The organism is Prosthecobacter algae (assembly GCF_039542385.1).
Classification (GTDB): Bacteria; Verrucomicrobiota; Verrucomicrobiia; order Verrucomicrobiales; family Verrucomicrobiaceae; genus Prosthecobacter; species Prosthecobacter algae.
Map to the genome: position 1 here is coordinate 37,646 of NZ_BAABIA010000014.1, position 26,611 is coordinate 64,256.

The window sequence follows — 26,611 nt, forward strand, 5'->3', positions numbered from 1 at the left end:
CGCCCCAAAATCCCCACACCCCCTTGACCACCCCTTGACCACCCCTTGACCTCCCCCCCCACACCCCCTTGACCACCCCTTGACCACCCCTTGACCTCCCCAACCACCCTTTGCCCTCGACGCCGCTCGATTCAGCGATACGGAAAGAGTGTCCATGTCCCCCTCCCGACTCGATTTCCAGCTCGAAGCCCAGGCCACCGGCTCCCGTGCCCGTGCCGCCACCTTTCGCACCCTGCACAGCACGGTGCGCACGCCCCTGTTCATGCCCGTGGGCACCCAGGCCACCGTGAAGGCCCAGCTTCCCGAAACGCTGCACGAGTCCGGCTCGCAAATCTTGCTGGCCAATACCTACCACCTCCTCCTGCGGCCAGGGCCCGAGGTGTTTAAAAAGATGGGAGGCATCCACCAGTTCATGCAGTGGCCCGGCTCAGTCCTCACCGATTCCGGCGGCTACCAGATCTTCTCCCTGCCCCACTCCCGCTCCATGACGGAAGCCGGGGCCGTTTTCCAAAGCTACGTGGACGGCCAGCGCATCCTCCTCAGCCCAGAGCTCAGCATCCAGACACAGATGGCCATCGGCAGCGACATCATGATGGTGCTGGACCAGTGCATCCCCTCCACCGCCGATGAAAAAGCCGCGCGCAAAGCCCTGCAAGTCACCCAGCGCTGGGCCGCCCGCAGCCTCGCCGCCCGCGAAGATTCCCCCCAGTCCATGTTTGCCATCGTCCAGGGCGCACTCTACCCGCACCTGCGCCGCGAAAGCGCCGAGGGCCTGATGCAGATGCCCTTCGACGGCTTCGCCATCGGCGGCCTGGCCGTGGGCGAGGAAAAGGCCGAACGCGAAGACACCTGCGAGCTCACCGCCTGCCTGCTGCCTGCCGACCGCCCCCGCTACCTCATGGGCGTGGGCACCCCGCTGGATGTGCTGGAGGCCGTGCATCGCGGCGTGGACATGTTTGACTGCATCATCCCCACCCAGGTGGCCAAACGCGGCTCCGTCTTCACCTCCCGTGGCGTCATCCAGCTCCGCCGCACCGTGTACAAATTTTCCGACGACCGCCTGGACCCCGACTGCACCTGCCCCGTCTGCGCCAAATACACCCGCGCCTACCTGCATCACCTCACCAAAACGCAGGAGCCCCTGGGCTGGCAGCTCATGGGCCAGCATAACATTCACTTCTACCACCAGCTCATGCGCGAGATCCGCCAGAGCATCCTGGAAGACCGCTTCCTCCAGCTCTACCACGAAAAGCGCCAGATCCTCCAGGTTGAGGACATCGACCACCCCGTCACCACCGTCAAACCACCCGTCATCAGCCCAGACCACGCCCAGCGTGTGGGCGACTACGAACTCAGCGTCACCCCGGGCGAGCCCGCCCGCATCTTCCACATCACCACCGGCCAGACTATCTCCACCGATGCTGCCGCGCCGCTATGGAATGAAGAAGTGCCCCTGGCCCAGCACCTGCGCCTGCCCGCCGATGTGCCTGCGGAGGAGGCCACCCCGCTCATCCTCTGGGACATCGGCCTCGGTGCCGGGGCCGCCGCCATCGCCGCCATCCTCACCTACGAAGCCGAGGCTGAAAAAGGCCCCCTGCGCCCCCTCCACATCGTCAGCCTAACCAACGATCTGTCCGCCCTGCGCCTCGCCCTCAGTCATAAGCGCCACTTCCCCTACCTCCGCCACGGCGCGGCAGACACCCTGCTGCATCGCGGCACCTGGACCTCCCGTTACAAACCCGGCCTCACCTGGACCCTCCTCCAAGGCCCCCTCGACGAAACGCTCCCCAACGCCCCCACCCCGCCCGAACTCACCCTCCACCAGCCCCTCCCCGGCATGGAGCTCCCGCAAGGTGTGCCCGAGAGGTGAACTTCCTTCCTCTGATAAGTTAAACGAATACTCGCTACCTAATCCAACAATCGTCAATGATGTTGCTGCAGATGAAAAATTTAGCCCTCGATCAACTTTGCGCGGGATTATTAATATTCGCAGCGGGTATCTATTTCGGAAGTGTGGTTTTTTCTGCGATAAAACATGGCGAAATTGAAGTAAAGGCCCGCCCTTACAAGAAAAGTGAAAACCCATTGATATTCGCAGTATATACTGCGCTTGCCTTTCTGTGTTGTTCAATTTGTATTGTCGCACTGGCAGTCAAAGCAATCATGATATTAGTGTGAAGCAGAAGCATTATTCAAAAAGCAGCAGCATGCCCGAATAGTCCAAAGGCAATGCCTGCCCCCTGCATGGCCGCACGCACAGCACCCCACACCAATCGCCCGCCGCCCCTCCCCGACATGGAGCTTCCCCAGCCCCCCCAAGGAGCGGGACTTGCCAAGTCCCGGCCTTTGAACCTGCGCATGCCCTCAAGCCTCGCCTCCAGAAGAGTGGCAAAAGGGGTCAGGTGAAAGATGAAGCCATCGAACTCGGCATCAGCAAATCCTGATCCAACACCTTGTTAGACCTAGCTCCACCCCAGCACGGCGTATGTCTTGAAGACCCGCCATACACAACACTTACAGTGTAGGCTCATAAAGTTCGAGGTGCAACCATCGAACTCCGCTAAGGTAAATGCGTGAACCTTTGGAGATATCAAATATCACCTCCCTCTCACCCCTAAAAACAGAATTTTCCCCAAACTGAAGTGCTAACTCATCAATTTGTAGAGCAACGTTAGAATATCCAATATGGATATCTAAGCACTCAGGCATTTTCCAATATTTTGTATATTCACATAGTTCACCCTTTTCGCCTCGCATGCACAATGCACATTGATCAATGAAAAACGCTCCCTCTTTCTCAACACCGTCCAATCCAATGATATGAACACCCAAGTCTTGCATTTAATGTGTAACCTTTCCTCCTTGTAAAATTTTCCAATGTGAACCACCTGACAACTGCACGTCCCATTCAAAAATTTCCCCCGACACAGATGCCAGGCATAGGGTGTTTTACAAACATCTACCTCGTCGTTAAAAATCAACCATGAAAACCTCTCCATCCCCTCATTCTGAAGCGCCTGATGTGGCGGCTGGCAAATTTCTGCGGTAAGCATGCGCCTGCCTTGCTTGAATCTGTGGTGGCCAGACGGGTGGGCATGGACAAGGCTTATGATGGGGATGCGTTGCGCGAGCTCATGGAAAGTCAGGGAATGAAAACCTGCATCTCGCCACGTACCCACCGGGTGGAGAACTTCTTTGAGAAGATCAAAAGGATGCGACGCATCGCCACGCGCTATGACAAAACAGACGTCTCTTTCATGGCTTTTGTCCTGCTTGGCATCTGCACCTTATCCCCCAGAAACCAATCCTAAAACACTCCCTAACAATAAGGTTGTAATTTCAACCGGATAAGAAGCTACCTGACACCGACCGCTGCATTTAAAGCCGGAATCCATCCAAGCACGGATTGCCAGGCAGCAAGGTCATCTTTTTACCTTTTTATCATCAGCAATCGGCGAAGCACATTTCAGTAGCATAACAATGGTCACGGCTCACCTCGTTGTCATCGCCTTCATCTTCACCACCTCGAGATCTTTACCCTTGACCTTGCGGATGGGCAGGAGTTCTTCATGGTTCCAGCGATCATCAGGTGCGCCGCTGATGAACCAGTCACCACCATTGTCGGCGAGGATCATGCCGTGGATTTTGAGACCTTCTAGAATCACTTTTGCGGCTCCGGTGAACTTCGAGGTGTCAAAGTTGGCCTTCAATCGCACGCGCATGCCCATTGGCGGTAGGTTCTCGTCTTTGTGCGTGCTGGCGAAGTGCGTGGCAGGCGGCACATAAGCACGGCGGCTTTTTTTCACCGTGAAACGCAGCGCATGCGTGAGCTTCTTCGTGCCGCAGATTTCATCGTAGCGGGCGAGGCCCGGCAAAATGGGCAATCCGGCCGCATCGGCGCTCGTCCAGCCTGCAGGGCGGGGTTTGGGTTTCTTCAAATCAAACACGCTGCCGCTGTAGGCATTCCAGGCCTTGCCGCCATCGATGGGAAAGGCACGGTAGATCTCGTAGAGCTTCCAGTTGTCTTTATCGAGCACGAGCACATGGCGGTCGCCATCGCTTTGGGGGCCACCTTCGATCCACGCCTCCGGCGGGATCGGATAAGGGCCGGGATCGCTCTCGTCTTTGGCTTCATTGAAGTGCACCGGCACCTTCGGTTGCTCACCACCGACGACGAAATACGGTATGCCCCCTGGCTGCCCCTTCCACACCAGGCCAAAGTCTTCGTGCAAACTCGTCTCCGCGCCGATAGACGCGATGATGGCATCGCTCAAAGGATCGACTTCATCTTTGGAAACACCGCGATTCCATTCGTCATCCCCTGGCATGATCAAAGCGCCCTTGAGATCGGCATTCTGGCCGACCTTGATTTGCGGATGCTGGGCAAAGGCACCCACCGTGCAAGCGAGGATGAAGAAGGCTGTCGTTTTCATAATGAGTTAGGTGGACATCGAAGCGCTGATGCTTTTGGACGCAAAAGGATTCCATACGGAGAGGGCGGGACATCTCACTCATCAGTCGGTTCAGATCCTGTCACGGATAGAGCGCACGATGGAGTCGCTGAGGAAGCATCCGCGCGAGATATCACGGGACTTGGCAAGTCCCGCTCCTTGGGCTGCCCATCATGACGACAGAGCTTTTCGGAAACTCATTCGCCTCCATCCGCCCCCAATCCCCACGCCCTGGCGGGCGCAGCTACACCCGAAGCCCCCCGTAGCTGCCCGCGCCAGCGGGTGGCCCGCCTCGAAAGCTCTCACTCCCCTCGAGCTTCCCTAAACGCCACGCCCTGGCGGGCGCAGCTACACCCGAAGCCACCCCTTGTAGCTGCCCGCGCCAGCGGGTGGCGCGCCTCGAAAGCTCTCACTCCATCAAGCTTCCCCAAACCCCACGCCCTGGCGGGCGCGGCTACACCCGAAGCCCCCCGTAGCTGCCCGCGCCAGCGGGTGGCCCGCCTCGAAAGCTCTCACTCACCTCGAGCTTCCTCGCCCCCCAATCCCCACGCCCTGGCGGGCACGGCTACACCCGAAGCCTCCCCTTGTAGCTGCCCGCGCCAGCGGGTGGCCCGCCTCGAAAGCTCTCACTCCATCAAGCTTCCCCAAACCCCCACCCCCTGGCGGGCGCGGCTACACCCGAAGCCTCCCCTTGTAGCTGCCCGCGCCAGCGGGTGGCCCGCCTCGAAAGCTCTCACTCACCTCGACCCTCCCCAAACCCCACGCCCTGGCGGCCGCAGCTACACTGCCGCGAAGCGTCATGGACTGCGCCAGTCCTCTGGCGCTTTCGTAAAGCTCACTCGCCTCCGTCCGCCATGGAGCGCAGGCGTCCCGCCTGCCGTTTCACGCGTCTCGCGGGAAACCGTTCTCCCACCCCGCAGCCCATGCCTGGCACCCCGCAGCAGCCACCTCGGTTCACGGTCTTCGGCGGGACGCCGAACACAGCACGCGAGACGCGTGCGCTCCATCCCACTCCCCAGCGGGCGCAGCCACTCCTGCGCCCGTCGTCATCTCCCCCATCACTCCTCGATGCGGGCCTTCCACTCGTCGGAGTTGCCTTTCAGTTCGGGGGCGTACATGGCCTCGATCTTTGTGGGCAGGGCGCTGAAGCGGCCAGGGATTTCGGCCTTCACGCGGTAGCTCAGGTTGTGCGTGCCTTTGGGCAACCGCTCGGCAAAGAAGGCCACCTTCTCATCGCGGAATTCCTGGTACGCAGGCAGGCCCTCATAGGTCCACCCGCTCTGCACCTTCACGGGCTCAAAACCGGCGGGTTTCAGGTCCTCGATCAGCACATACTCGTAGTCGTTTTTGCTCTCCACCGACAGCTCCACCTCGATGAGGTCCCCGCTCTTCACCGGGCTGTCGCTGGCGATTTCCTCGCGGCGATACTTCAGCCCCGTCTGCGTCACCACTTGGCCGCGCCCGCCTGCCACCTTCTGCTCCGGCTTCTCCTCGATCAGTTTGTAAAACTTGCGCCGCGCCTTCACCTCCAGCCCAGCGGCGGGGATGTTGTCCTCCTGGGAAAACACCGTCAGGTAGGCATTCACATACAGCGGGGATTCGCCCAGTTTGCGGATCTCCAGCGTGTGCTCGCCCGTGGTCAGGGCCTCGCCCTCCAGCACCAGGCTGCCATCGAAGGTGAACAGCGTCTCCTTTGTGATCTCCACCTTCTTCACGGACTTCCCGTCCAGCAGCAGCTCCACTGTCTGCTGCGGGCTGGTTTCGCCGCTGGCCTTCGCATAGATGGCCAGGGCCTCGATGACCGCCGCCGTATCCTTGGTGCTGTTCCAGTAGGTGCCGTTGCGGCGATTGTTCAGCAGGTACTTGGCGATTCGCGGGGCCGTTTCATCCTTCGGATTCGCCGCCACCAGCAGGCGCAGGAAGACCGCCTGAGTTTCGATCTGGTCCTCATACCAATACCACCACCAGCCGCCCTGCGGCAGGTCCAGGTAGGCCGTCTGGTTCTCCTCATCCTGCTTCAGAAACTGCTTCAAATTGCGCAGGCACATGTCGCGGCGTTCATCCTCCTCCACCGCATCACAGGTTAGGCCCAGCAGGGCCACGCTGTAGCGGGAGAGCTTCTCGCGCTGTTCATAAAGCTGGTCGCGCATCGCCTTGTTGCCCGCTTTGTACTCCACCAGCACGCTGTGGATCAGCGCATCCAGGTTATCCGGGTAGCCTTTGCGATCCTTGTGCTTCACCGGCAGATTCAGCCGGCGCAGCTCCTCCGCCTCATGGCGTGCCAACCATTCCACCCCCTGGCGGATCAGGCCGTCATTCAGGTCAAAGCCGGTGCGCTCCGCCGACTTCAGGCCGTGCATCACCACCGCCGTGATGTGGGGGGAGGACTCGCGCCCGCCCGGGAACCAGCCCCAGCCGCCGTCGCCATTGCGCATGGCCTCCAGGCGGGCCAGGCCCGTCTTCGCCATCTTCTTCACCTCGTCCTCGTCAAAGACAGGCTCTAGGTTAGACCGCCCCTTCCACTGCTTCGCGCGCTCCTCCGGTTTGCCGATCTGCTGGGCATTCAGGTTCGTGCGTTTTTCCTTCACCGCCTTCAGGTCCACGCCCAGGTCCTTCAGCACGCCCAGGGTGATCACCGTGGGGACAAAGCGGTTCAGCGTCTGCTCCGTGCAGCCATAGGGATAAGCCACCAGATACGGCAGCGCATCCACCAGGGCCATCGCCAGCGTGGGGGAGTAGCGCACCTCCAGGCGGGACTGCTCCGGCTTGCGCTCCGCAGGCACCTTCAGCGTCAGCTTGCCACTGGCCTCATCCGGGCGCAGGGCCAGGCTCCAGGAGTCCGTCTTCAGCAGGCCGTGGGTGTAGGCCGGGAAGGTCATCTCCATGGCGTCGCTATCCTTCTGCGCCAGCGCCTTCACGCGGATCTTCGCCTCGCCTTCGCCGGTGACTTTCACCCGCCAGTCAAAGCGCTTTTCGCCATGCGCGCCGATGTCCGCCGCCGCCTGAGTGGCCTGCCCTTTCTCCAGGAATTCCAGCACGCCGCCCTCCAGTTCCAGCACTGCCTTCACGCTCTGCGCCACGTCCATCTCATTGTGGACGTTGGCCGAGATCACCACCTCATCCTTTTCCACAAAGAAGCGCGGGGCCTGCAGCCTCACCATCAGGTTCTTCCGCGTGATGACCTCCACCGCCGCCTCCCCCACCTGCGTGGACGGGCCCATGACCCAGGAGCGCAGCTTCCACGTCGTGAGATTGTCCGGCAGCGTGAAGTTAAACTCGCCCGCGCCCTGTGCATCCGTGGTGAAGTCCGCGATCCACACCGCACTGTCCGCCAGATTGCTACGGATCATCGGCTGCGGGCCTTCTTCAGCGCCAGCAGCACCGCCTGCGGCAACGCTATCTGCAGACATTTCGAGGGCCATCACCGCAGGCGCAGGGGCTGCCATCGGTGCCACGTCCATCGGCGCACCGGGCGCTGCCATCGCGAGACCTTCTTTAAACTCCCTGCCCATCCGCCTCTTGGCCATGCCACTTGTCTCAAACGCGCCCGCGCCCCCAGACGCAAAGGGATCGCTCTCATTGTAATGGAACTCACCATCCGCCACGCTGCCGCCAAAGATCCCCAGCGGACTCATCCAGCCCCCAAGGCCTGTCTCCAGCGCGTGCAGGGAGTCCGTCACCTCCGGGTAATGGCTGCGTTTCCAGCCCCAGAAAAAGGGACGGATGTCTTGCTGATTGCTGCCGCCGGAGATGTACTCCAGCGCCTTGTCATAGGCCGTCAGCACCACCTTGCCCACAAAGGGTTTTCCGTCCTGGTCCTTCACCCGCACCTTCACCTTCGAGCCCTGGCCCGGGAGATACGTCGCGCTGTCCGGCGTCAGCTCCACCGTGGCGATGCGCTTCTTCGGCGGCACGATGATCTGGCGTGTCACTTGGTGTACCCGCGCCGCGCTCACGGTATAGGCCTCCAGGAAAATATTCGGCTGGTCCGCCTCCGTCAGGGTGAAACGGTGCGTCGTGCTCTTGCCCTCCAGCTTGATCCACACTGGGTCTGGATACCTCCCATCTTGGGTCCGCAAAAACAGCGCCACCGTGCTGCCAGCGCGGTTCGTGTTCAGCGTGATCTCCACCTCTTCCCCAGGGGCGTATTCATCCTTTTGGGTGACGAGTTCCAGGTCATCAAAGCGGAAGTCTTTGCCCTCCTCAAAGCCCTCGCCGCGGGCCGTGGTGAAGCTGATGCCCTCGATCTCATGCCCCGCCTTGTCCTTCAGCTTGACCGAGACGCGATACTGCCCGCCCCGCGCCAGGGTAAAGCGCGCCTTCACCGTCGGCTCGCCCTCCTTCAGCGCCACCTCGGCTGTGTACACAGCCTCCTCCGTCGGCTGGCCATCCTTGCCATACGTGATCCGATAAACGGTTAGGCCGCCTGTGGCCTGCACCTCGCGGCCATCCAGCGTGCGCGCATTCACCGTCGCCTCCGCCGCCTCGCCCGTCTGGTAGTAGCCCTGGTTCAGCGAGACATAGACCTCAAACGGACGCCGCGCCGCCAATACGCTGCCCGTGCCAAAGATCGTGCGGCGGCTCTGGTCCGTCACCTCCGCCTCGATGGCATAGCTGTGGTCCTCCTGGCCATGCAGTTCCTTCGCCAGCGCCGTATCCACCTTGATGGTGAAGGTGCCATCCGCATTCAGTGGGGATTCACCCTCGGCCACCAGCTCCGGCGGGTCCGATTGCCAGCGCACCCACGGGTAGCGCGGGATGCAGAAGCACCAGCGGTCCGCCCCCGGATACCAGTCATAATAACTCGCGCGCCAGCCATACCCCGCGCCGAAAAGCCAGTCCCACGGGCCGATGGGAAACCAGCGCTCCGTGTGCGCGCTGCGCTGCACCTTGTACTTCACCTTCCCCTCCTTCACAGGGCCGCCAAAGTAGTAGTCCGCCTTCACCTTCACCTCAAAGCTGTCGCCCAGCGCCACCGGTGTGGTGGGGGCATCCACCTTCACTTCAAACTCCGGCTTCTTGTACTCCTCCACGCGAAAGCTGTGATTCCCCACATGCTCCAGCACACCGCCTTTCCGCTGCGCCTCCACGGCCATGCCGTAGCTGCCCAGGGTGGCTTCATCCCCGAGCTCCAACACATCATTGATGGCCCCGGATTCATCGGCCTTGTAGGTCTTTTCCGTCACCTTTTCACCACGGGGATCGGTGATCGTCACCTTCATCACCGCATCGGCAAAGGCATGGCTGTCCAGCTTCGGATCATAGCCCACCTGTCGTGCCCAGGCCTTCCACTTCACCTCCTGGCCCGGACGATAGACCGGGCGGTCCGTGATGGTGTAAAGGCGGGTCTGCGCATTGAACCAATCCTGCCCATGGTTAAGATTCAGATACTCAAATCCCAGATACGCCAGCCTGCCATCCTTGTCTTTGGCCTGGACCAGCCATCGGTATCGATTGATTTGGTCTTCCTGCAACTTCACTTGGCCCTGCGCATCCGAGGTGATCTGAAGGTCTTTGAAGCTGTATCTTAAATTGGGTCTGTTATTCCCTCGGCGATCCACCCACTCCTGCCCGTAGCCAAAGAACTTCACGGTCGCTCCCTCCACGGGTGCGCCCGTGGCGGCATCCGCCACAAAGTAATGGCCCACTCCCACCTGCTTTGTGTGCACGATCACCAGCCCCTCCAGCCACAGCAGCGCCCGCGTCTGGTGCCCGCCTTCAAAGCGGCCCTCCACCAGCCAGGCCCCGGCCTCCTTCAGCGGCGTGGGCACCGTCACCCGGCGATCCCAGTGGTTCTCACGCGGCTCCAGCTTCTGCTCCCAGGCCACCGGATCTCCGATCAAATACTTCTTCCCGTTGCCTTCCTCCAGCAGGCGCTGGCCGATGCTCTGGATATTCGCCCGCTGCCAGTCAAACTCTGTGGGCGAGCTGCGCAGGTACGCCTCCGTATCCGCCAGCAGCTTCGCCACATTCACCCGGCGGGCGGAAAAGGAAACCTGCGTCGCATTGCGAAACGTCAGCAACAGCTTCGCCTCACTGCCCGCAGCCTGCGGGAGCTGCGGATCCAGCCGACCCTGGTGGTCTGTGATCTCCTGGAGGCTTGTCGTCAGCATCTGAGTCCAGGTGAATTCGGGGGTGACAGAAGTGTCATCGCCAGCCACATCCGGCAGGAGATTGAACGAACTCCGGTTACGCTTCTTATTCAGCAGCTTTTGCTCTTTCTCTGTCAGCTTCGGCAGCACCGCGATGCCATTCTTCAGGGCCTCCACCGCTTTCGGGTACTGTCGGCGGTCGGTCCATTCATCCGCCAATTCCTTCCAGATTTCCGCCCTTTTCATGGCACTTTCCTCGGGATCATTCGCCCGGGCTTTCAGCAGTTCCATGAAGTTCCACTCCGGCGGCAGCGTGATGCGCTTCGGCCCCGTGGCCAGCCGCACCACCGTTTCATCATCCTTCAGCGTGTGCAGCGCCGCGATGCCCTCGCGCGTCGCCCCTTCCTTTTCATCCGCTTCAAAACGCAGCCCCAGCCCCTCCAATGTGCGCACCGAGAACCACCCCTTGGCCATCCCAGCGAAGTTCCGCAGCGAATCCTTCTTCTGCCCAGGGTGCAGTTTTCCCATCTCCTGCCAAAGCCACAAAATGCGCTCGCCATCGTTCCTGGCCGCAGCCCAGGACTCCGCCGCCTTGAAGTAAACAGGATCGCCCTTTTCATCCACCGGATAGCCCGTGGCCGGAGCATCCAGCCCGCTCTGCTCATCATAGTCCGGCAGCGGCCCCTGGATATCGGTCAGGTTCAGCAGGCTCCAGACCGCGCGCGATTGATAGAGACGCCTGCCACTGTATCGTTCGCTGGGTGCCAGCCCCGAGGCGAGCAGGCTCATCACCGCGATCTTCTCCGACACCGTCGCCTCCGCAGGCTGCGCCTTCCACGCCGCCTCCAGAAGTTGCAGCGCACGATGGCGGTCGCGCAACTCCGTGCCCACAAAGTTCCCCCCTCGAGCATAGCGGTAGGCCTCACGCTGGAACTTCCCATCAACGATCAGCCCGCTGTGCTCCAACCGCCCAAAATCCACCGCGGCCTGCATCAGCAGCCTCCAGTTTTTCGGGTGCGTCTTCACCGCCATCTCCAGCAGCTCCTCCTGCTCCGCCAGCACAGTCGGGCTGTTCAGCCTGGCCAGAGCCTCAAACGTGGCGGACAGCAGCTCCGCCCTCGCATCCGCAGCCTTCAGCCCCGTCTTCCCCAGGTCCGCCGCCTCCCGGTGATTGCCCTCGGCGGACAAAGCCTTCACCTTCGCCAGGATCGCCTGGGCATCTTGGGCAGGGCTGGGGGTGGGCATGAGAAGGAAGACGAGGGGGAGCCAGAGAAAATGTTTCATACCGCAGTGTGGGTTTTACCAAAGCGCATGACGAGAGACAAGCCCACCTCTTGGGGTGTTCAGGTTCTTTTTGTCAAATTTCCGCCCCCGAGGGGGAGCGCGGACAGCGACACCGCGAAGCGTCCTGCACTGCGCCAGTCCTCTGGCGCTTTCGTAAAGCTCACCCACTCCCGTTCGCCATGGAGCGCGGGCGTCCGGCCTACCACTCCGCTCCCGCTAGCTCTGCTGGTGTCTAGCCTTCAGGCGATCTTGGAAAAGGTCCGGCAGGTCATTGAATCGCCTAAAGGCTAGACACCCACAGACCGAACACACCCGAACACCTTGCCACACTTCCTGTTAATCCTGCCATCTTGCTAATCCTGTAAAAAAGCGCGCCCCACTCCTCCAGGCCCCCGTCCGCCCCCAAACCCCACGGCACTTGGCAAGTCCCGCTCCTTGGGGATGATCATCCCACCTCGCCCCCAAACAAAAGCCCCCTGGACTCTTGCGAATCCAGGGGGCTGAGAGAGCGGCTTTCCCGCGAAGTTTTAGAGGCCAGCAGGCACCATGGCCTGGCTGCTGGTCCCGTCGGTGAAGATGATGAGGACCACGATGTTGCCATCGCCATCGATCACCAACTGTTCCCAGCGGCGGTCGGTCGTGCTGGTGGTGTCAGAGCCGGGGAAGTCGATGGTAGAGACCGTCTTCATGCCATGCAGGGTGGTGCCCAGAGGGTCACCGCTGCGCAGCACCAGTTCCAGTTCACCGCCGTTCGGCTCCTGGCGCCACAGGCCCTTGTCATTCACACCGGCCACGATGCCAGGTCCGGTCACCTTGCCCAGGAAGATCATCTGCTCCTGCCCGCCCACCATGGGGATTTCCAGGCTGGAGAAGGTGGCACCCGTGATGCCTGGTGCGGCATCGCCCACTTTGACGACCATGCGCATCGTGCCGGAGACATCGGTGAACAGGGCATGCACATCGGTCGGGGCTTTGCTCACGCCGTCACCGTTCACATCCAGCCAGGTCTTCCAGGCACCGCGGTTCAGGTTGGTCAGCCAGCCACCCCAGGTGTTGCCCACCTTGGAGCCCACAGGCATGCCAGCGATGCCGCTGTCGCCGCTGCGCAGCACGCAGGTGTAGCTACCCGTCGCCGCACTGCCGCGCCAGATGCCATCGCCTTTCTGGCCACTGGTGTTGTCACCGTTCTTGTTGAGCAAACCACGGAAGCTGATGACGCTGCCAGAGCCCATCGTTGGGCGCTGGATGCGAGAGAAGGTCGCCCCACCCGTGCCAGGTGCCACGTCGCCTGTGAAGACAGCCCGCACTGGAGCGCCCAGATTGTTCACGGCGTGGTACCAGATGCCTTCCTTGTTCGTCTTCGTCACAGCGGCAAAGACAGCGTTGCCTGTGCCATCCATACGGGCAGGATCTGAGAAGGCGCCCATCAGGTTGCCAAAGTTTTCCGAGGTGCCAGGAGCCGGTGAATTCTCACGGGCCACGATCTGCATGGAGACGGTGCCCAGCGTGCGGTCCACCCGGTTGCGCACGATCGCCGTCGTCGTGCTCGCCCCGCCAAAGGTCACGGAATACATCGCATCGCCCTTGTCGGCAGCCGTTTTGGCCGTGGCATACACACCAGCGCAGAAGGTCTTGATAAAGACGCCCGGCAGGCCAGGAACAGGATCCCCTTCACGGGCCAGAAGACGCATGGAGGAACCGCCGATCTCGCTCCACACACCTGTGTCGTTGGCGGAGGTGACCCCACCGGTGCCGATGCGCATGGAGGCCAGCAGCGTCACTTCACCATCTTCATTGATGCCTGGCACGATCGGCAGGTAGTCAAACGTGGTGCCTGCCGCATCCGGCACGGTTTCACCCGTGCGGGCCACCATCCACACATTGCCCGTGGTGCCAGCCTTCCAGACACCCTGGGAATTGTTCACCGTCACAGCCGGTGAGCCAGAACCCACGATGAGGGAACCAGGGAACACTACGGTCCCATTTTCAGCCACGTAGCCACCACGACGCAGGATGTCATACAGACCGATCTCAGACACACCATCGCTGCCCTTCACCGGGTTTTCCGTCACGATGTCCTTGCCGGCATCCTTAGCCACCGGAATGACGGTGAGACGGGCTCTTGCCTGGATGTTGATGAGGAAGGGATTTTCATTCGGGTCATTGCTGGCGATCTGTAGAACCCCCGAGCGCACCCCGCCCAGATAGCCGGTCGGCGTAAAGGTGACCGCGAAGGTGGTAAAGCTGGCACCAGCCACCGTGGTGCTGCCCAGGGCAGTCACGGTGAAGTCCGCAGGATTCGTCCCCGCCTTGGTGATGACCAGGTTTTCCAGATTGGCCTCCCCAGTATTGCGCACCGTGAAGGTGATCGGCGTGCCGCTCTGGCCAGCCAGCACCACTTCAGGAATCACCACCGTCGAGCTGCCAGAGGTCAGCACCGTGCCGGAAGGATACTCCACGGAGATGTCCGCAGGGAGCTGATCCACATTGAAAGGACCGGCAGCGTTGTTCGCTTCGTTCGCCTCGATCACGGCCTGCGTGGAGTCCAGGTACACCCAGGCGGTGGTCGCACCACCCAGATTCACTCCGGTGATGTTCACCGTCGTGGTGGTTCCAGAAGGCAGATTCACCAGGTAAGGGGTGCCGATGGCACCGCCGCCCGCATAGGGATTGCCGTTGTAGATACGCAGCACCACGTTGTTAAAGGACTGGCCTGAGCCCGGATCATTGCTGACCTGGATGCTGAAGTCTGCTGAGGTGCGGGGCACAACGTTGGAAAGCGTCACCGTGCCGAGGCTGATGTCCGCATCGGCCGCCTGGATGTCCACCACAGCCGTGTTATTGCTGGTCTTGCCATTCGCCGTCACTCGCAGGCCCAGACTGCCGACGTAAGGTGTGTTATAGGTCACCGTCACCGTCACGCCCGTGGCGTCTCCGTAGATGCCGTCGCCGTTCAAGTCCCAGCTATAGTTCACGATAGGGTCGCCATCTGGGTCATAGGAATTGGAACCGTCCAGCGTGATCGGCTGGCCCACCTTGCCCGCGTAACCCTGGAAGCCGCCCAGAGGCAGTGCCACGGCCACCGGGGCCACGTCCGTCGCCACCACCGTCACCTGCACGGTGGAGGTCTTGATCAGCGCCGGGTCATTGTTGTCCTTCACCCGCAGCGTCACCGTGTAGGTGCCGGTGGTGGCGTAGCCAGGATTGGTCACCTGGGATCCGGTCGCATCCGGCGTGGTCCAGTTCAGGCCATCCGCTGCATTCCAGTCCCAGAGGTATTCCACGATGGCGCGGTCAGGATCCAAGTGATAGGAACCGGCGGCGCTGAGGGTGAAGGAGCGGAAGCCAACCTTGTTGCTCTGCTCGCCCACTTCGCCGATCACCGGCACCGGCGGTGCCTGCGTGACGGAGGCGGAAAGGATGAGCACGCCGTGCGCGGTGCTCAGGTCATTGTAGCTCGTGCTGCTCGGCCAGTCCTGGCTGATCCAGCGTCCATCCGGCTGCTGACCAAACATGTCATTTGCCGTCCGGAAGCTGGGCGACAGGGTGGCAGGCAACTGTGTGGCATCGCCCAGCAGCCAGCCCGTCATTTCCTTCTTCCAGTCGCGGGAAGTTCCGCTCACGGTCACATTCGTGATGCCCTGCAGGGTCAGGCCTTTTTTAATGCCGTACATGGCATACCAGTTACCTGCCCAACCAGCACCCACGATGCCGCTGTTGCCACCATCGCGATTGGCATCCCAATACGTCTGTAGGAAGCCCATGGCGCGGTCCACATTGTCATTCCCGGTAAAGCGGTTGGCAAAGGCCATGGCAGCGAGCAAACCGCCTGTTTTAGCGGTGTTAAGCCACGAGCTATTCGAGCCATAACCCACACCACCATTGGCATTCTGCACGACTTGGAAGCCGTACACAGCATTGTCCAGGTACCAGGTGGGCGGCGTGATCTTCAACCGGTCCAGCCCGGCTTTGTAGCAAAGGATCGGCCACTGCTGGGCTGAACCGTCGTATCCACTTTGGGAGGCGGATGTCACCGAATATACATAAGACCCGCGCACGGTACTGTCGCCCATGCACCACTTGAAGGTGTCCAGCAGGTCGATCACCAAGTCGTAGTAGCTCATGTTGATGAACGGACCGCTGGGGATGATGGCCGCCTGGGCCGCCGTCGGATTGCGGTAGGCAAAGATCACGGCCATGCCTGCCAAGGAGTTCACATACGTGCCATGGCCACCATTCCAGAGGTAGGCGCCTTTGCCGTCATTGTCATCATCCACATCCCGCACGGCGATGCCATCGCTGTGGTCTGAGATGTTTTGCAGGGCACCGTAGTTGGTGCCAGCGCCCACACCGATGAGGAAGTTCAGACCACGACGGACGGTGTCTGTATAAACCCACTCCACCGAGTCATTGCCAGGAAGGTGCCCCTGCTCTTCAAAGGCCAGCACGCTAGCCCCGGTGGTGCCAAACCCGTAGTCCGAATTCGACTGATACCAGTAAATGCGGTCCGTGTTCAGCTCCAGAGCGCTGTTGTAAAGGTACACCAGGGCTTTTTCGATGGCGATGTTCGAGCGCTCGTCCAGATCTACGGAGGGCAGCACGCGCACCACGGAGGAACGCGAGGCACTGGCCCCGGTAGAGTCCGTCACCGTCAGCGTCACCGTCTTGGAACCCGCCGTGGTAAAGGTATGCGGCGCAGTAATGTATTTCACGTTGCTCACCGCCCCAGAGGTGTCGGTCGTGCCGTCGCCATAGCTCATGCGATAGGTGAAGGGCGCTGTGCCACCCCACACGCGTCCCCAGACGTTGATCGAGGTATTGATCAGGGCATTCGCATAGGTCGGGTTCTGCGTGTAGCTGGGCATCATGGCCACCTTCAGCAAGGCCTGGCCGCTGGAGGTCGTCGTGTTCAGGCTGTTGGTTGCCACCACACGCCAGTAATACACACTGTTTGGATTCAGGCCGGAGATCGGCACGCTCACGTTCACGGGGGATGTCCCGCTGCCGATGCTCTGCAGGGCGGTCGTCACCAGGCCCGCATCAAAGGCGGCACTGGTGGAATACTGGAAGCTCACCGTCGTCACCGCACCACCGGGATTCACCTGCGCCGTCAGCGTCGCCGCTGTGGAGCTCTGGCTCACCGCCAGGCGATTGCTGATCACCGGCGCGCTCTGTGCCCGTGCCGTCAGCGGCACACTGAAAGGATTCTCATCGGGATCGTTCGAGGCGATCACCAACTGCGCATTTGCCAGCGAGGCCGTGGCCGACTGAAAGCGCACCGTGAAGTTGGTCGTGGCACCAGCGGCCAGGACGACCGCAGGGGCAGACTGAAGGCTGAACTGGGCCGCGCCCGCGCCGGTGAAGCTCACCGCGATCCCCGTCATCCCACCCGCGCCATCGTTGCGCACGGTAAACACACGGTCAATCGTGCTTCCGATCACCATGTTGCCAAAATTCACAGCCGTAGCCTGGTCATCCGCCAGCGCTGGGTCTGTGACTGCGGCACCATTAAAAAGCGACACATCTGCCACCATCAAGGAACCACCTGCGATCTGCCCGCCATTGGTGTTGAAGTTCCCATCTGCATCCCCGGCATCGCGCGCATCCTGAATCCAGAAAACGGAGGACAGCAGGGTGTTTGCCACATTCAATACATAGCCTACCGCATCGTATACAGCCAGGCGGCCCAGTTTCACCGTGTAACCATCACCCGCAGTCGCGGCCGTGGAAGTCAGCGTCACGGAGTAGTCACCTGCCAGCAGCAGTTGCTCGGCAAAGGTGAAGACTTCTTCCGTTTCGGCCGAGGCATCCACCTGCGCTGCCGTCAGGCTAGTCTGGGCGATCACGGCGTTGCCACCCGTGTTTCCGCCGAGACCGGAGTACAAAGTGAAGGTCACCCCTTCTGTTGTGCCTACACTCTTGCCAAGGCGGAAGTGTGATTTATCTAGGCGGATTAGAGATCCTGCTGCTGCCGCGATACGAAAATTCCAAGTTAAGCCACTGGCAGCGCTGACGGTGCTTGTGGTAACCCCGTTTTCTGTCCCCAAGACGATAGTTGGGGTTGCTTGAATATCACCTTTCAAGAAAGAGAAAAATACCACCAAGACTGGCAATAATTTCCATAATAATGAAGTCTGTTTTTTGAGCATATTGCAACGATTTTTGGGTGAGCCGACTTTTTCTGCCTACAAATTAAAGCAAATCACACGATCAAAACTTGATCAACCAATTTGTACATAAGATACAAAATATCCATAACGACTGCTTTAATGTAACGAAAACGGCTCAACTTCCCCAAGGACTACACGATTTTATTCCCATGGGACCACTTGGTGATAAGTCTAACCCCTAAGTTATTTAGATTTTTGGCAGAATTTGGTATCCAGTTACCACTTTTTGTTCTTTTTGGCCTCGAAATTCAAAATATCCCCTCCGCGTAGGAATGGACGAAATCTATCCACCCAGGCACTCACAAACCACTCGTACACATGCTGATTTCCACATGCCTAGTCCCAAAGAGGATGTGAGCACGGGTGATGCCTGTTTTTTGACGAGGTGCGGCCTCCCTCTTGCAGGGCCCTTTGTGCCCGTCTTGGCGCTTCCGCCCAAAGAGCTTTATCTGCGGCCCCAGCACACCCGAGCAGGACTCCTGATGGAAACTGTTTTGTCACTTGCTTGTGCGTGCTAGAGATCGTCTAAATGCTGGCTTCATCATGCCCCTCGGCTGCGGTGCCGCCGCAGCCCTTTCGCAGCTTCTCTGTCATGCCTTCTTCCCCCTTCATTCGTGTGGACCGTTTCTCTTTTTGGTACGGGGCCAAACAAGTGCTGCACAACATCTGCCTGGACATCCCGGAAAACGAGATCACGGCCTTCATCGGTCCTTCCGGCTGCGGCAAGACCACCCTCCTGCGCAACATCAACCGCATGAATGACTTGGTGGACGGCATCAAGCATGAAGGCGACATCTTCATTGATGGCCAGAGCCTCTATGATCCCACCGTGGAAGTGATCTCCTTGCGCAAGCGCGTGGGCATGGTCTTCCAGAAGTACAATCCCTTCCCCAAGAGCATCTACGAAAACGTCATCTTCTCCCTCCGCGTCGCCGGGCGGAATGGCAAAAGCGAACTCGATGAGGTGGTGGAGCAGAGCCTGCGTGGTGCCGCCCTGTGGGATGAGGTGAAGGACAAGCTGCATGAGAGCGCCTTTGGCCTTTCCGGCGGTCAGCAGCAGCGCCTCTGCATTGCCCGCGCCATCGCCAATCGCCCGCAGATTTTGCTGATGGATGAGCCCTGCGCCGCGCTGGATCCCGTGGCCACGCTGAAGATCGAGGAACTCATGATCGGCCTCAAAAAGGAGTTCACCATCGTCATCGTCACTCATAATATGGAGCAGGCCCGCCGCTGTGCCGACCGCACCGCCTTCTTCTACCTGGGCAAGCTCATCGAATTCCGCCCCACGCTGAATCTCTTCAACACCCCGCAGGACCCGCAGACCGAGGCCTACGTGCGCGGCAAGTTCAGTTGAAAAGACTGCTCTCCCTTGCCGCAGAGCGACACGCGAACAGGCCCTTTGATCCCAGGCCCGCACAGACCAGTTGCACATGCCCGCAGATGCGCGGTCATTGCACCCGCCACCACCTGCCCACCAGGGCCGGATTTCTGCTGAACATGTCTGCCATCCTCAACCAGGCCTTTCACTGCCCCTCCGTCCCGCCGGAGATCATGGACCGTCTGTGGGAGGCTGGCTGGCGTCACTTTGGCCCCAGCTTTTACCGTTACAGCCTCAGCGTGGATGATGGCGGTGTACGTACCATCACCCCACTGCGGCTGGACCTGGAAAACTTCACCCTCAGCAAAAGCCAGCGCCGCGTGCTGCGCAAAAATGAGGACCTGCGCCACGAGTTCGCCCCCGCCACCCTTTCCATGCAGGCCCGCATGATGTTCCAGCGCCACAAGGCCCGCTTCAAGGACAACATCCCAGACGATCTCGACACCTTCCTTTCCGAGACTCCCGCCACCGTCCCCTGCACCTGCCAGGAGTGCCGCGTGTATGCGGGGGATGAGCTCATCGCCATCAGTTACCTAGACATTGGCCAGGAGGCCACCTCCGCTGTCTATGGCCTCTTCGAGCCAGACCACTCCCCGCGCAGCCTGGGCACCTACACGCTGCTCAAAGAGATCCAGCACAGCCAGTCCCTCGGCTGCCGCTACTACTACCCCGGTTATGCCACGGTGGAGCCCAGCCCCTACGATTATAAAAAGCAGCTTCACGGCCTCGAAGTGCTCGACTGGGCATCCGGCACCTGGTCCCCCCTGCCAAGATCCATTCCCGGACGATAATTGTAATTTGTAATCTTCCACAGCATCCGCTTCAATGGGCGCGTGGATTCCTCGACGACTGATCAGACCTACGCCAGCCGCCGCTACGACTGCCCGCAATGCGGGGCCCCGGTCGAGTTTCGCTCCTCCATCAGTCTCTCGTCCGTCTGCGGCCACTGCCGCTCCATCGTCGTTCGCCAGGACTTCCAGGTGGCCACCTTTGGCCACGTGGCCGAGCTGCCGCCCGATCTCTCGCCCCTCCAGATCGGCACCCAGGGCCACTGGCAGGGCCGCGCCTTCACCCTCATCGGCCGCATGCGCCTGCACTATGGCGACGGCTCCTGGACGGAGTGGTGCGCGGACTTTGGCCAGGGCACCTATGGCTGGGTGGCGGAGGTCATGGGCTTCTACATGGTCAGCTTTGCCCACAGCGTGAAACTGCCCCTCGTGCAGGAGGACGTGCCCGCCGGGCAGATCGTCAAAATCGACGGTGACGAGTGGCGCGTGGCCGATGTCAAAGAGGGCCGCTGCATCGCTGCGGAGGGGGAGCTGCCCATGGTCGCCCCACCTGGCTGGTCCCGCACCAGCATTGATCTTGTGGGGCCTGGAGGCGAGTTCGGCAGCATCGAGATCACCCCCGACAGCCGCGAATTCTTCTCCGGCGAATACGCGGAATTTGGCGCTCTGAACTTCACCGGCCTGCGCAAGATCCCCGGCTGGGACAAGGATGCCGAAATCACCCGCCGCCAGAGCCAGGCCATGCCCTGCCCCAGTTGCGGTGCCCCGGTGAATCTGCGGGCCGAGGGCCAGTCCATGGCCGCCGTCTGCGGCTCCTGCGCCAGCATCCTGGATACCACCACCCCGAACCTGCAAGAGATCGGCAAGGTGGCCCAGACCACCCTGCGGCTGAAGCTCCTGCTGCCCATCGGCACGCGCGGCCTGTTCAAGGACGAGATGTGGGAGGTCGTCGGTTTCATGCGGCGCAAGGACCGCTGGTGCTCCTGGGATGAATACCTATTGTTCAATCCTTGGTTAGGCTTCCGTTTCCTCGTCACCTTCGGCGGTCACTGGAGCTTTGTCCGCATCCTCCCCGGCCACCACACGGGCAACCGCTGGCAGGGCCAGATCTTCAAGCTCTTTGCCCGCGAAGAGTCCGTCACCACGGATGTCCTGGGCGAGTTTTACTGGCGCGTGAGAAATGGTGAGCGCGCCCTGCTCACCGACTATGTCTCGCCACCCTACATCCTTTCCAAGGAGGAGATGCCCGGCCTGAACGAGATCACCTGGTCCGCCGGCGAATACGTGGAGCCGGAAGAGGTGCAAAAGGCCTTTGTCCCCGCAGGCAGCACCCTCCCCCGCCCCAGCGGCACCTACCTCAATCAGCCCAATCCCCATGGCCGCCGGTGGAAGGAGGTGCGCGCCACCTTCATCTTCACCCTCATCGCCTACATCCTCATTCAGGTGCTCTTCATGGGCTGGGGCACCCCCCGGCACATCGCCCACACAGGCATCGACTATCAGGGCACACGCCCCGGCGAAACCCTCGTCTCCGAGCCCTTCAAGCTCGACGGCTCCTCCGCCCCTCTCCACATCACCGCCACCGGCCTCCTGCTCACCGATACCTACCTCGGTCTCAAAGGCAGCTTGGTGGAGTCCAAAACGCAGCGCAGCTTCCCCGTCGCCTTTCCCCTGGCCAACTACACCACCGCGCCGGATGGCAGCCGCCAGAAGATTACCCTGCCCGCCATCCCTTCCGGCGAGTATGTGCTGCGCCTCACGCCCGATGCCGCCGCCACCCTGCCCAATGCCAGCGTCACCTTCACCATCGAGCGCGGCGGCCTCTTTTGGTCGAATTTCTGGTTAGGCCTTTTCATCATCTGCCTCTGGCCCGTCTGGAACATGATGCGCAGCGGCAGCTTTGAAAAACGCCGCTGGTACGAAAGTGAGTTCAACCCCTACGGCAGCAGCGACGACTGATGAAACACCCCATTTACACCGCCCTCGGGCTGATGACCTGCGCCTTCCTCGCCACCTCCAATGCACGGGGCTGGTCCTTCTGGCAGAGCAGCGCCAACCGCAGCGCCCTGAACAGCACCGCCTACCGCTACCGCCCTTCCGTCTTCACCAGCAGCAGCGGCGGGGGCTGGTCCTCCGGCAGCTCCCACAAGTAATCACTCCCTCTCTCCCTCAACCCGCCTCCTCACCGCCATGGACTTCGCCATCCTCCTCAATTCCATCATCTATGCCGTTCTCGGCATCATCATCTTTGTCTCCGGCTTCATCATTGTGGACAAGCTGACGCCCTACGACCTGTGGAAGCAGCTCGTCGAGGAAAAGAACCTCGCCCTGGCCATCGTCGTCGGTGCCGCCGCCCTCGGCATCTGCCAGATCATCGCCGCCGCCATCCATTGATGGCACCAGCTCCCGCCTCTTTGGGCTCCGCCGGTCAGCGGGCCCTCGCGCCCTTGTCCCCACGTCTCATGCCCATGATGGCGGGCCATGCTGTCACTAGCTTTGTCCACCGGACTCACCTAACCAAAGATTTGTCCACGCCTGAGGGCCGCATGGCTTCATGCCCGCCCCGGCCCCTTCGTCCATGAATTCCCGCCCCTGGCTCCTGCTGCTCTCCGTCTTCGCCATCGCCACCTGCGGCCTGGTGTATGAGCTCATCGCCGGCACGCTCGCCTCCTACCTCCTCGGGGATTCCGTCACCCAGTTCTCCACCATCATCGGCGTCTATCTCTTCGCCATGGGTGTGGGCTCCTACCTCTCCCGCTTTGTCACCGGGAACCTCATCGGCACCTTCATTCGGGTGGAGTTCCTCATCGCCCTCCTCGGCGGTTGCTCCGCCTCCATCCTCTTTCTCATCTTCGGGTGGACGATCTCCTTCCGCATTCCCCTTTATAGCATCGTCTTCCTCATCGGCACCTTCGTCGGTCTGGAGATACCCCTGCTGCTGCGCATCCTCGAAGGACGCTTTGCCTTCAAGGACCTCGTCTCCAATGTCTTCAGCTTTGACTACATCGGTGCCCTCCTCGCCTCCCTGCTCTTCCCCCTCGTCCTCGTTCCCCACCTCGGCCTCGTCCGCTCCGCCTTCCTCTTTGGCCTCATCAATACCGCCGTCGGCATCCTCGCCCTCATCATGCTCCGGCATGAGATTCCCCGCCTGCGCAGCCACTGGATCACCGGCCTCAGCGTCGCCGCCATCCTCATCGCCGGTTTTGTCCATGGTAGCGAAATCACCCGCTGGGGCGAATACGCCGCCTTTCCAGACCCCGTCATCTACGCCGACTCCACGCCCTATCAGCGCATCGTCCTAACCAAAAGGAAGGAGGAGATGCGCCTCTACCTGAACAGCAATCTCCAGTTCAGCAGCAAGGACGAATACCGCTATCACGAAGCCCTCGTCCATCCCGGCCTCGCCCGCCTGCCCCAGGCCCGCCGCATCCTCATCCTCGGCGGCGGAGATGGCCTCGCAGCCCGCGAAGTCCTGCGTTATCCACGGGTCGAAAGCATCACGCTGGTGGACCTCGACCCCGCCATGACGCAGCTCTTTTCCAGCAACGCCATGCTGCGCCAGCAAAACGCCGATGCGCTCAAGTCCCCCCGCGTCCATGTCGAAAACGCCGACGCCTTTGCCTGGCTGGCCGAAAAGCGCGAGCCCTTCGACTTCGTCATCATCGACTTCCCGGACCCTTCCAATTTCTCCCTCGGCAAGCTCTACACCACCACCTTTTATCAGCGCCTGCTCAAGGTCATGGCCCCCGATGCGGCCCTCGTCGTGCAGAGCACCTCCCCCTTTGTCGCTCGCCAGTCCTTCTGGTGTGTGGATGCCACCCTGCGCGCCTGCGGCCTGCACACGGAGCCCTACCACGCTCTCGTCCCCAGCTTTGGCGAATGGGGCTTCATCCTCGCTTCCCGCCAGCCCCTCAGCGGCCCCGCCAGCCTGCCGGAAGGCCTCCGTTTCATCAACGACGAAGTCCTCGCCCAGCTCCCCCGTTTCCCGCCGGACATGGCCCGCATCGAAACGGACATCAACCGCCTCAACAACCAGGCCCTCGTCCATTACTTTGAAGACGACTGGGCACGCTGAGCCGCCTTCGCCATTGCCCGGGATCATCGCATGAAACGTCGCCGCTTCCTCCAGGCCACCGCCGCAGCCCCCGCGCTGCTCACCGGTGCCTGCACCCGGCAGCAAACCATCCCCGGAAGCATCGTCGGGGCCGCCGCCAGCATCGGCCACCGCCTGCGCGATCTGAAGGCCCTCCCCGCCCCCACACGCACCGTTAAAACCGATGTCCTCATCGCCGGGGCCGGCATCGCTGGGCTGGCCGCCGCACGCCAGTTGCAAAGGCAGGGCCTCGAAGACTTCCTCATCCTCGATCTCGAATCCCAGGCCGGTGGCAACTCCGCCTCCGGCAGCAACCGCGTCTCTGCCTATCCCTGGGGGGCCCATTACGTCCCCCTCCCCGGTCGCGATTGCCACGAGGTCCTCGCCTTCTTTGAAGAGATCGGCCTCATCCAGGGGCACGATGCCGCAGGCCGCCCCATCTACGATGAACTCGCCCTCTGCCATGATCCGCATGAGCGACTCTTCATCCACGGCCAGTGGGAAAACGGCCTGCAACCCCTCACCGGCCTCACCCCGCGCGAGCGCGAAGAATTCGCCGCCTTTGATGCCGCCATCCACCACTGGCAGGAAAAGCGCGCCTTCACCCTTCCCCTCGACCGCAGCTCCCGCGATCCCGACCTCCTCGCGCTCGACCGCCTGACCATGGAGGCCTGGATGCACCAGCAGGGCTGGACCACCGCCCCACTGCGCTGGTATGTCGACTATGCCTGCCGCGATGACTTTGGCGGCAGCCTCGGCCAGGTCTCCGCGTGGGCAGGCATCCACTACTTCGCCAGCCGCAGTGGCGAGGCCGCCAATGCCACCCGTGGCACCGTGCTCACCTGGCCCGAAGGGAACGGTTATCTGGTCAAACAATTGGTTAGCCCGCTCTCCTCCCGCCTCCGCACCGGCAGCATCGTCCTGCACATGCAGGTGGCGCAGGGCCGCACCCTCACCGATGTCATGCAGGCCGCCACTGGCGAGGTCATCCGCTACGAAAGCCGCGCCGCCCTCTGCGCCCTGCCGCGCTTCATCGCCCAGCGCCTCATCCCCGGACTGCAACCGCTCGCGCTGAATTACGCCCCCTGGGTCGTCACGAATCTCACCCTGGATGAGCTGCCCCCCAGCCCAGGCGTGCTGCCCGCGTGGGACAGCGTCATTTATCAGGGCCCCTCGCTCGGCTACATCAATGCCACGCATCAGGCCCTCACCGCCGTCCCCCAGGCCACCGTCATCACCCATTACGAGGCCCTTTGCGACCTGCCACCCGCCCAGACCCGCCAGTGGATGCAGCAGCAAACCCACGCCCAGTGGACCCAGCGCGCCCTCACCAGCCTGCAGGCCGCGCACCCAGATCTCGCCCGCCATGTGCAGCAGGCGGATGTCTGGCTCTGGGGCCACGGCATGATCCGCCCAGATCCCGGCTTCATCTGGGGGCCAGACCGCGCCGCCATGCTCCAGCAGACACCCCCGCTTTTTTATGCCCATTCGGACATGAGCGGCATGTCCCTCTTTGAGGAAGCCTACACCCGTGGCGTCCTCACCGCCCAGGCCATCCGGCAATGGCTGGCCTAACCATAGGCATGAAAACAAGCCACAAGAAAGTCCCGTCAGCCCGCCGCTTGAGGACCGTCATTTGGGTCAAATCCGCCCTCATCATGCGATTGATTCCCATCAACATGTAGGGGGCACAGCCATCCAAAACTTGCTTTGCATCCGTAATGCCTTTTGTATCTCACCAGCCACCCGCAACCCATCTTAGATTATGACCTTGAATCCGAAACTGACCCAACTGCTCAATGAGCAGATCAACAACGAAATGTCCTCCAGCTACGTTTACCTCGCCATGGCGGCCTGGTTCGAGCAGACGCCCTACATGGGCTTTGCGAGCTGGATGTTCAATCAAAGCCGCGAGGAAACCATGCACGCGCTGAAGTTCTACCAGTATGTGGTGGACCGCGATGCCGTCGTCGTCCTTCAGCCCATCGCCCAGCCCAAGGCCACCTTCGAATCTCCGATCGATGTCTTTGAGCACAGCCTCAAGCAGGAGCAGCTCGTCACCCAGCAGATCAATGATCTCTATGACGTGGCCGAGCAGGTCAAGGACCACTCCTCCAAGAACCTCCTCCTCTGGTTCCTCAATGAGCAGATCGAAGAGGAAAAAACCGTCCGCGACATGCTCGACCGCCTGAGACTCGCCGGCACAGATCCTGCCAGCCTTCTCGTCCTCGACCGCGAAGCCGCCCAGCGCCAGAGCCCCACCGGCCCTGGCGGTCACGGCCATGGTAAATAACACCTAACTTTGCGTTAGACAAAGCCGGTCCTGAGTCTCCCTCAGGACCGGTTTTTTGTTGT

14 protein-coding genes are annotated in these 26,611 nt (G+C 61.3%); 11 read left to right on the forward strand and 3 right to left on the reverse strand.

Going from position 1 to position 26,611, the window contains the following annotated elements; all coding sequences use genetic code 11:
* Positions 1-154 precede the first annotated feature (154 nt).
* From tgt to ABEB25_RS23440, 3 genes are all read left to right on the forward strand, one after another.
* Positions 155-1,870: a tRNA guanosine(34) transglycosylase Tgt gene (gene tgt / locus ABEB25_RS23430; RefSeq protein ID WP_345738888.1), complete on the forward strand. Its 1,716-nt coding sequence runs from the start codon at positions 155-157 to the stop codon at positions 1,868-1,870.
* A gap of 71 nt (positions 1,871-1,941) precedes the next feature.
* Entirely contained in the window at positions 1,942-2,178 is a 237-nt protein-coding gene (locus ABEB25_RS23435; RefSeq protein WP_345738889.1) for a hypothetical protein, read from the forward strand.
* 842 nt (positions 2,179-3,020) lie between these two features.
* A complete protein-coding gene (locus tag ABEB25_RS23440) occupies positions 3,021-3,311 on the forward strand; it encodes a hypothetical protein (protein WP_345738890.1) in 291 nt (96 codons plus the stop codon).
* A 180-nt stretch (positions 3,312-3,491) separates the two neighbouring features.
* Here ABEB25_RS23440 and ABEB25_RS23445 read toward each other — a convergent pair whose 3' ends face one another.
* The 3 genes from ABEB25_RS23445 to ABEB25_RS23455 all read right to left on the reverse strand — a co-directional run bounded on the left by ABEB25_RS23445 (position 3,492) and on the right by ABEB25_RS23455 (position 17,724).
* Positions 3,492-4,433 (reverse strand): hypothetical protein, encoded by a 942-nt coding sequence (locus ABEB25_RS23445; RefSeq protein WP_345738891.1) that lies wholly within the window; start codon positions 4,431-4,433, stop codon positions 3,492-3,494.
* A 1,076-nt stretch (positions 4,434-5,509) separates the two neighbouring features.
* The gene (locus ABEB25_RS23450) at positions 5,510-11,827 is read right to left on the reverse strand and encodes an alpha-2-macroglobulin family protein (RefSeq protein WP_345738892.1); all 6,318 of its coding nucleotides are present in this window, start codon (positions 11,825-11,827) and stop codon (positions 5,510-5,512) included.
* A 527-nt stretch (positions 11,828-12,354) separates the two neighbouring features.
* Entirely contained in the window at positions 12,355-17,724 is a 5,370-nt protein-coding gene (locus tag ABEB25_RS23455; RefSeq protein WP_345738893.1) for a choice-of-anchor tandem repeat NxxGxxAF-containing protein, read from the reverse strand.
* 865 nt (positions 17,725-18,589) lie between these two features.
* Between ABEB25_RS23455 and pstB the strand changes: the two genes are divergently transcribed.
* From pstB to ABEB25_RS23495, 8 genes are all read left to right on the forward strand, one after another.
* Complete coding sequence (gene pstB / locus ABEB25_RS23460) at positions 18,590-19,351, forward strand: phosphate ABC transporter ATP-binding protein PstB (protein ID WP_345738894.1); 762 nt, start codon at positions 18,590-18,592, stop codon at positions 19,349-19,351.
* Positions 19,352-19,494: 143 nt separating this feature from the next.
* Entirely contained in the window at positions 19,495-20,166 is a 672-nt protein-coding gene (locus ABEB25_RS23465) for a GNAT family N-acetyltransferase (RefSeq protein ID WP_345738895.1), read from the forward strand.
* A gap of 42 nt (positions 20,167-20,208) precedes the next feature.
* Positions 20,209-22,122: a DUF4178 domain-containing protein gene (locus ABEB25_RS23470; protein ID WP_345738896.1), complete on the forward strand. Its 1,914-nt coding sequence runs from the start codon at positions 20,209-20,211 to the stop codon at positions 22,120-22,122.
* Positions 22,122-22,316 carry a hypothetical protein gene (locus ABEB25_RS23475; RefSeq protein ID WP_345738897.1) on the forward strand — a complete coding sequence of 65 codons (195 nt, stop codon included), beginning with the start codon at positions 22,122-22,124 and terminating at the stop codon, positions 22,314-22,316. The genes ABEB25_RS23470 and ABEB25_RS23475 overlap by 1 nt, the downstream gene beginning before the upstream one ends.
* A 37-nt stretch (positions 22,317-22,353) precedes the next feature.
* Complete coding sequence (locus ABEB25_RS23480) at positions 22,354-22,557, forward strand: DUF350 domain-containing protein (protein ID WP_345738898.1); 204 nt, start codon at positions 22,354-22,356, stop codon at positions 22,555-22,557.
* 184 nt (positions 22,558-22,741) lie between these two features.
* Entirely contained in the window at positions 22,742-24,238 is a 1,497-nt protein-coding gene (locus tag ABEB25_RS23485; RefSeq protein ID WP_345738899.1) for a polyamine aminopropyltransferase, read from the forward strand.
* Between the two features lie 30 nt (positions 24,239-24,268).
* Entirely contained in the window at positions 24,269-25,831 is a 1,563-nt protein-coding gene (locus ABEB25_RS23490; RefSeq protein WP_345738900.1) for an FAD-dependent oxidoreductase, read from the forward strand.
* A gap of 196 nt (positions 25,832-26,027) precedes the next feature.
* The gene (locus ABEB25_RS23495; RefSeq protein WP_345738901.1) at positions 26,028-26,549 is read left to right on the forward strand and encodes a ferritin; all 522 of its coding nucleotides are present in this window, start codon (positions 26,028-26,030) and stop codon (positions 26,547-26,549) included.
* Positions 26,550-26,611 lie beyond the last annotated feature (62 nt).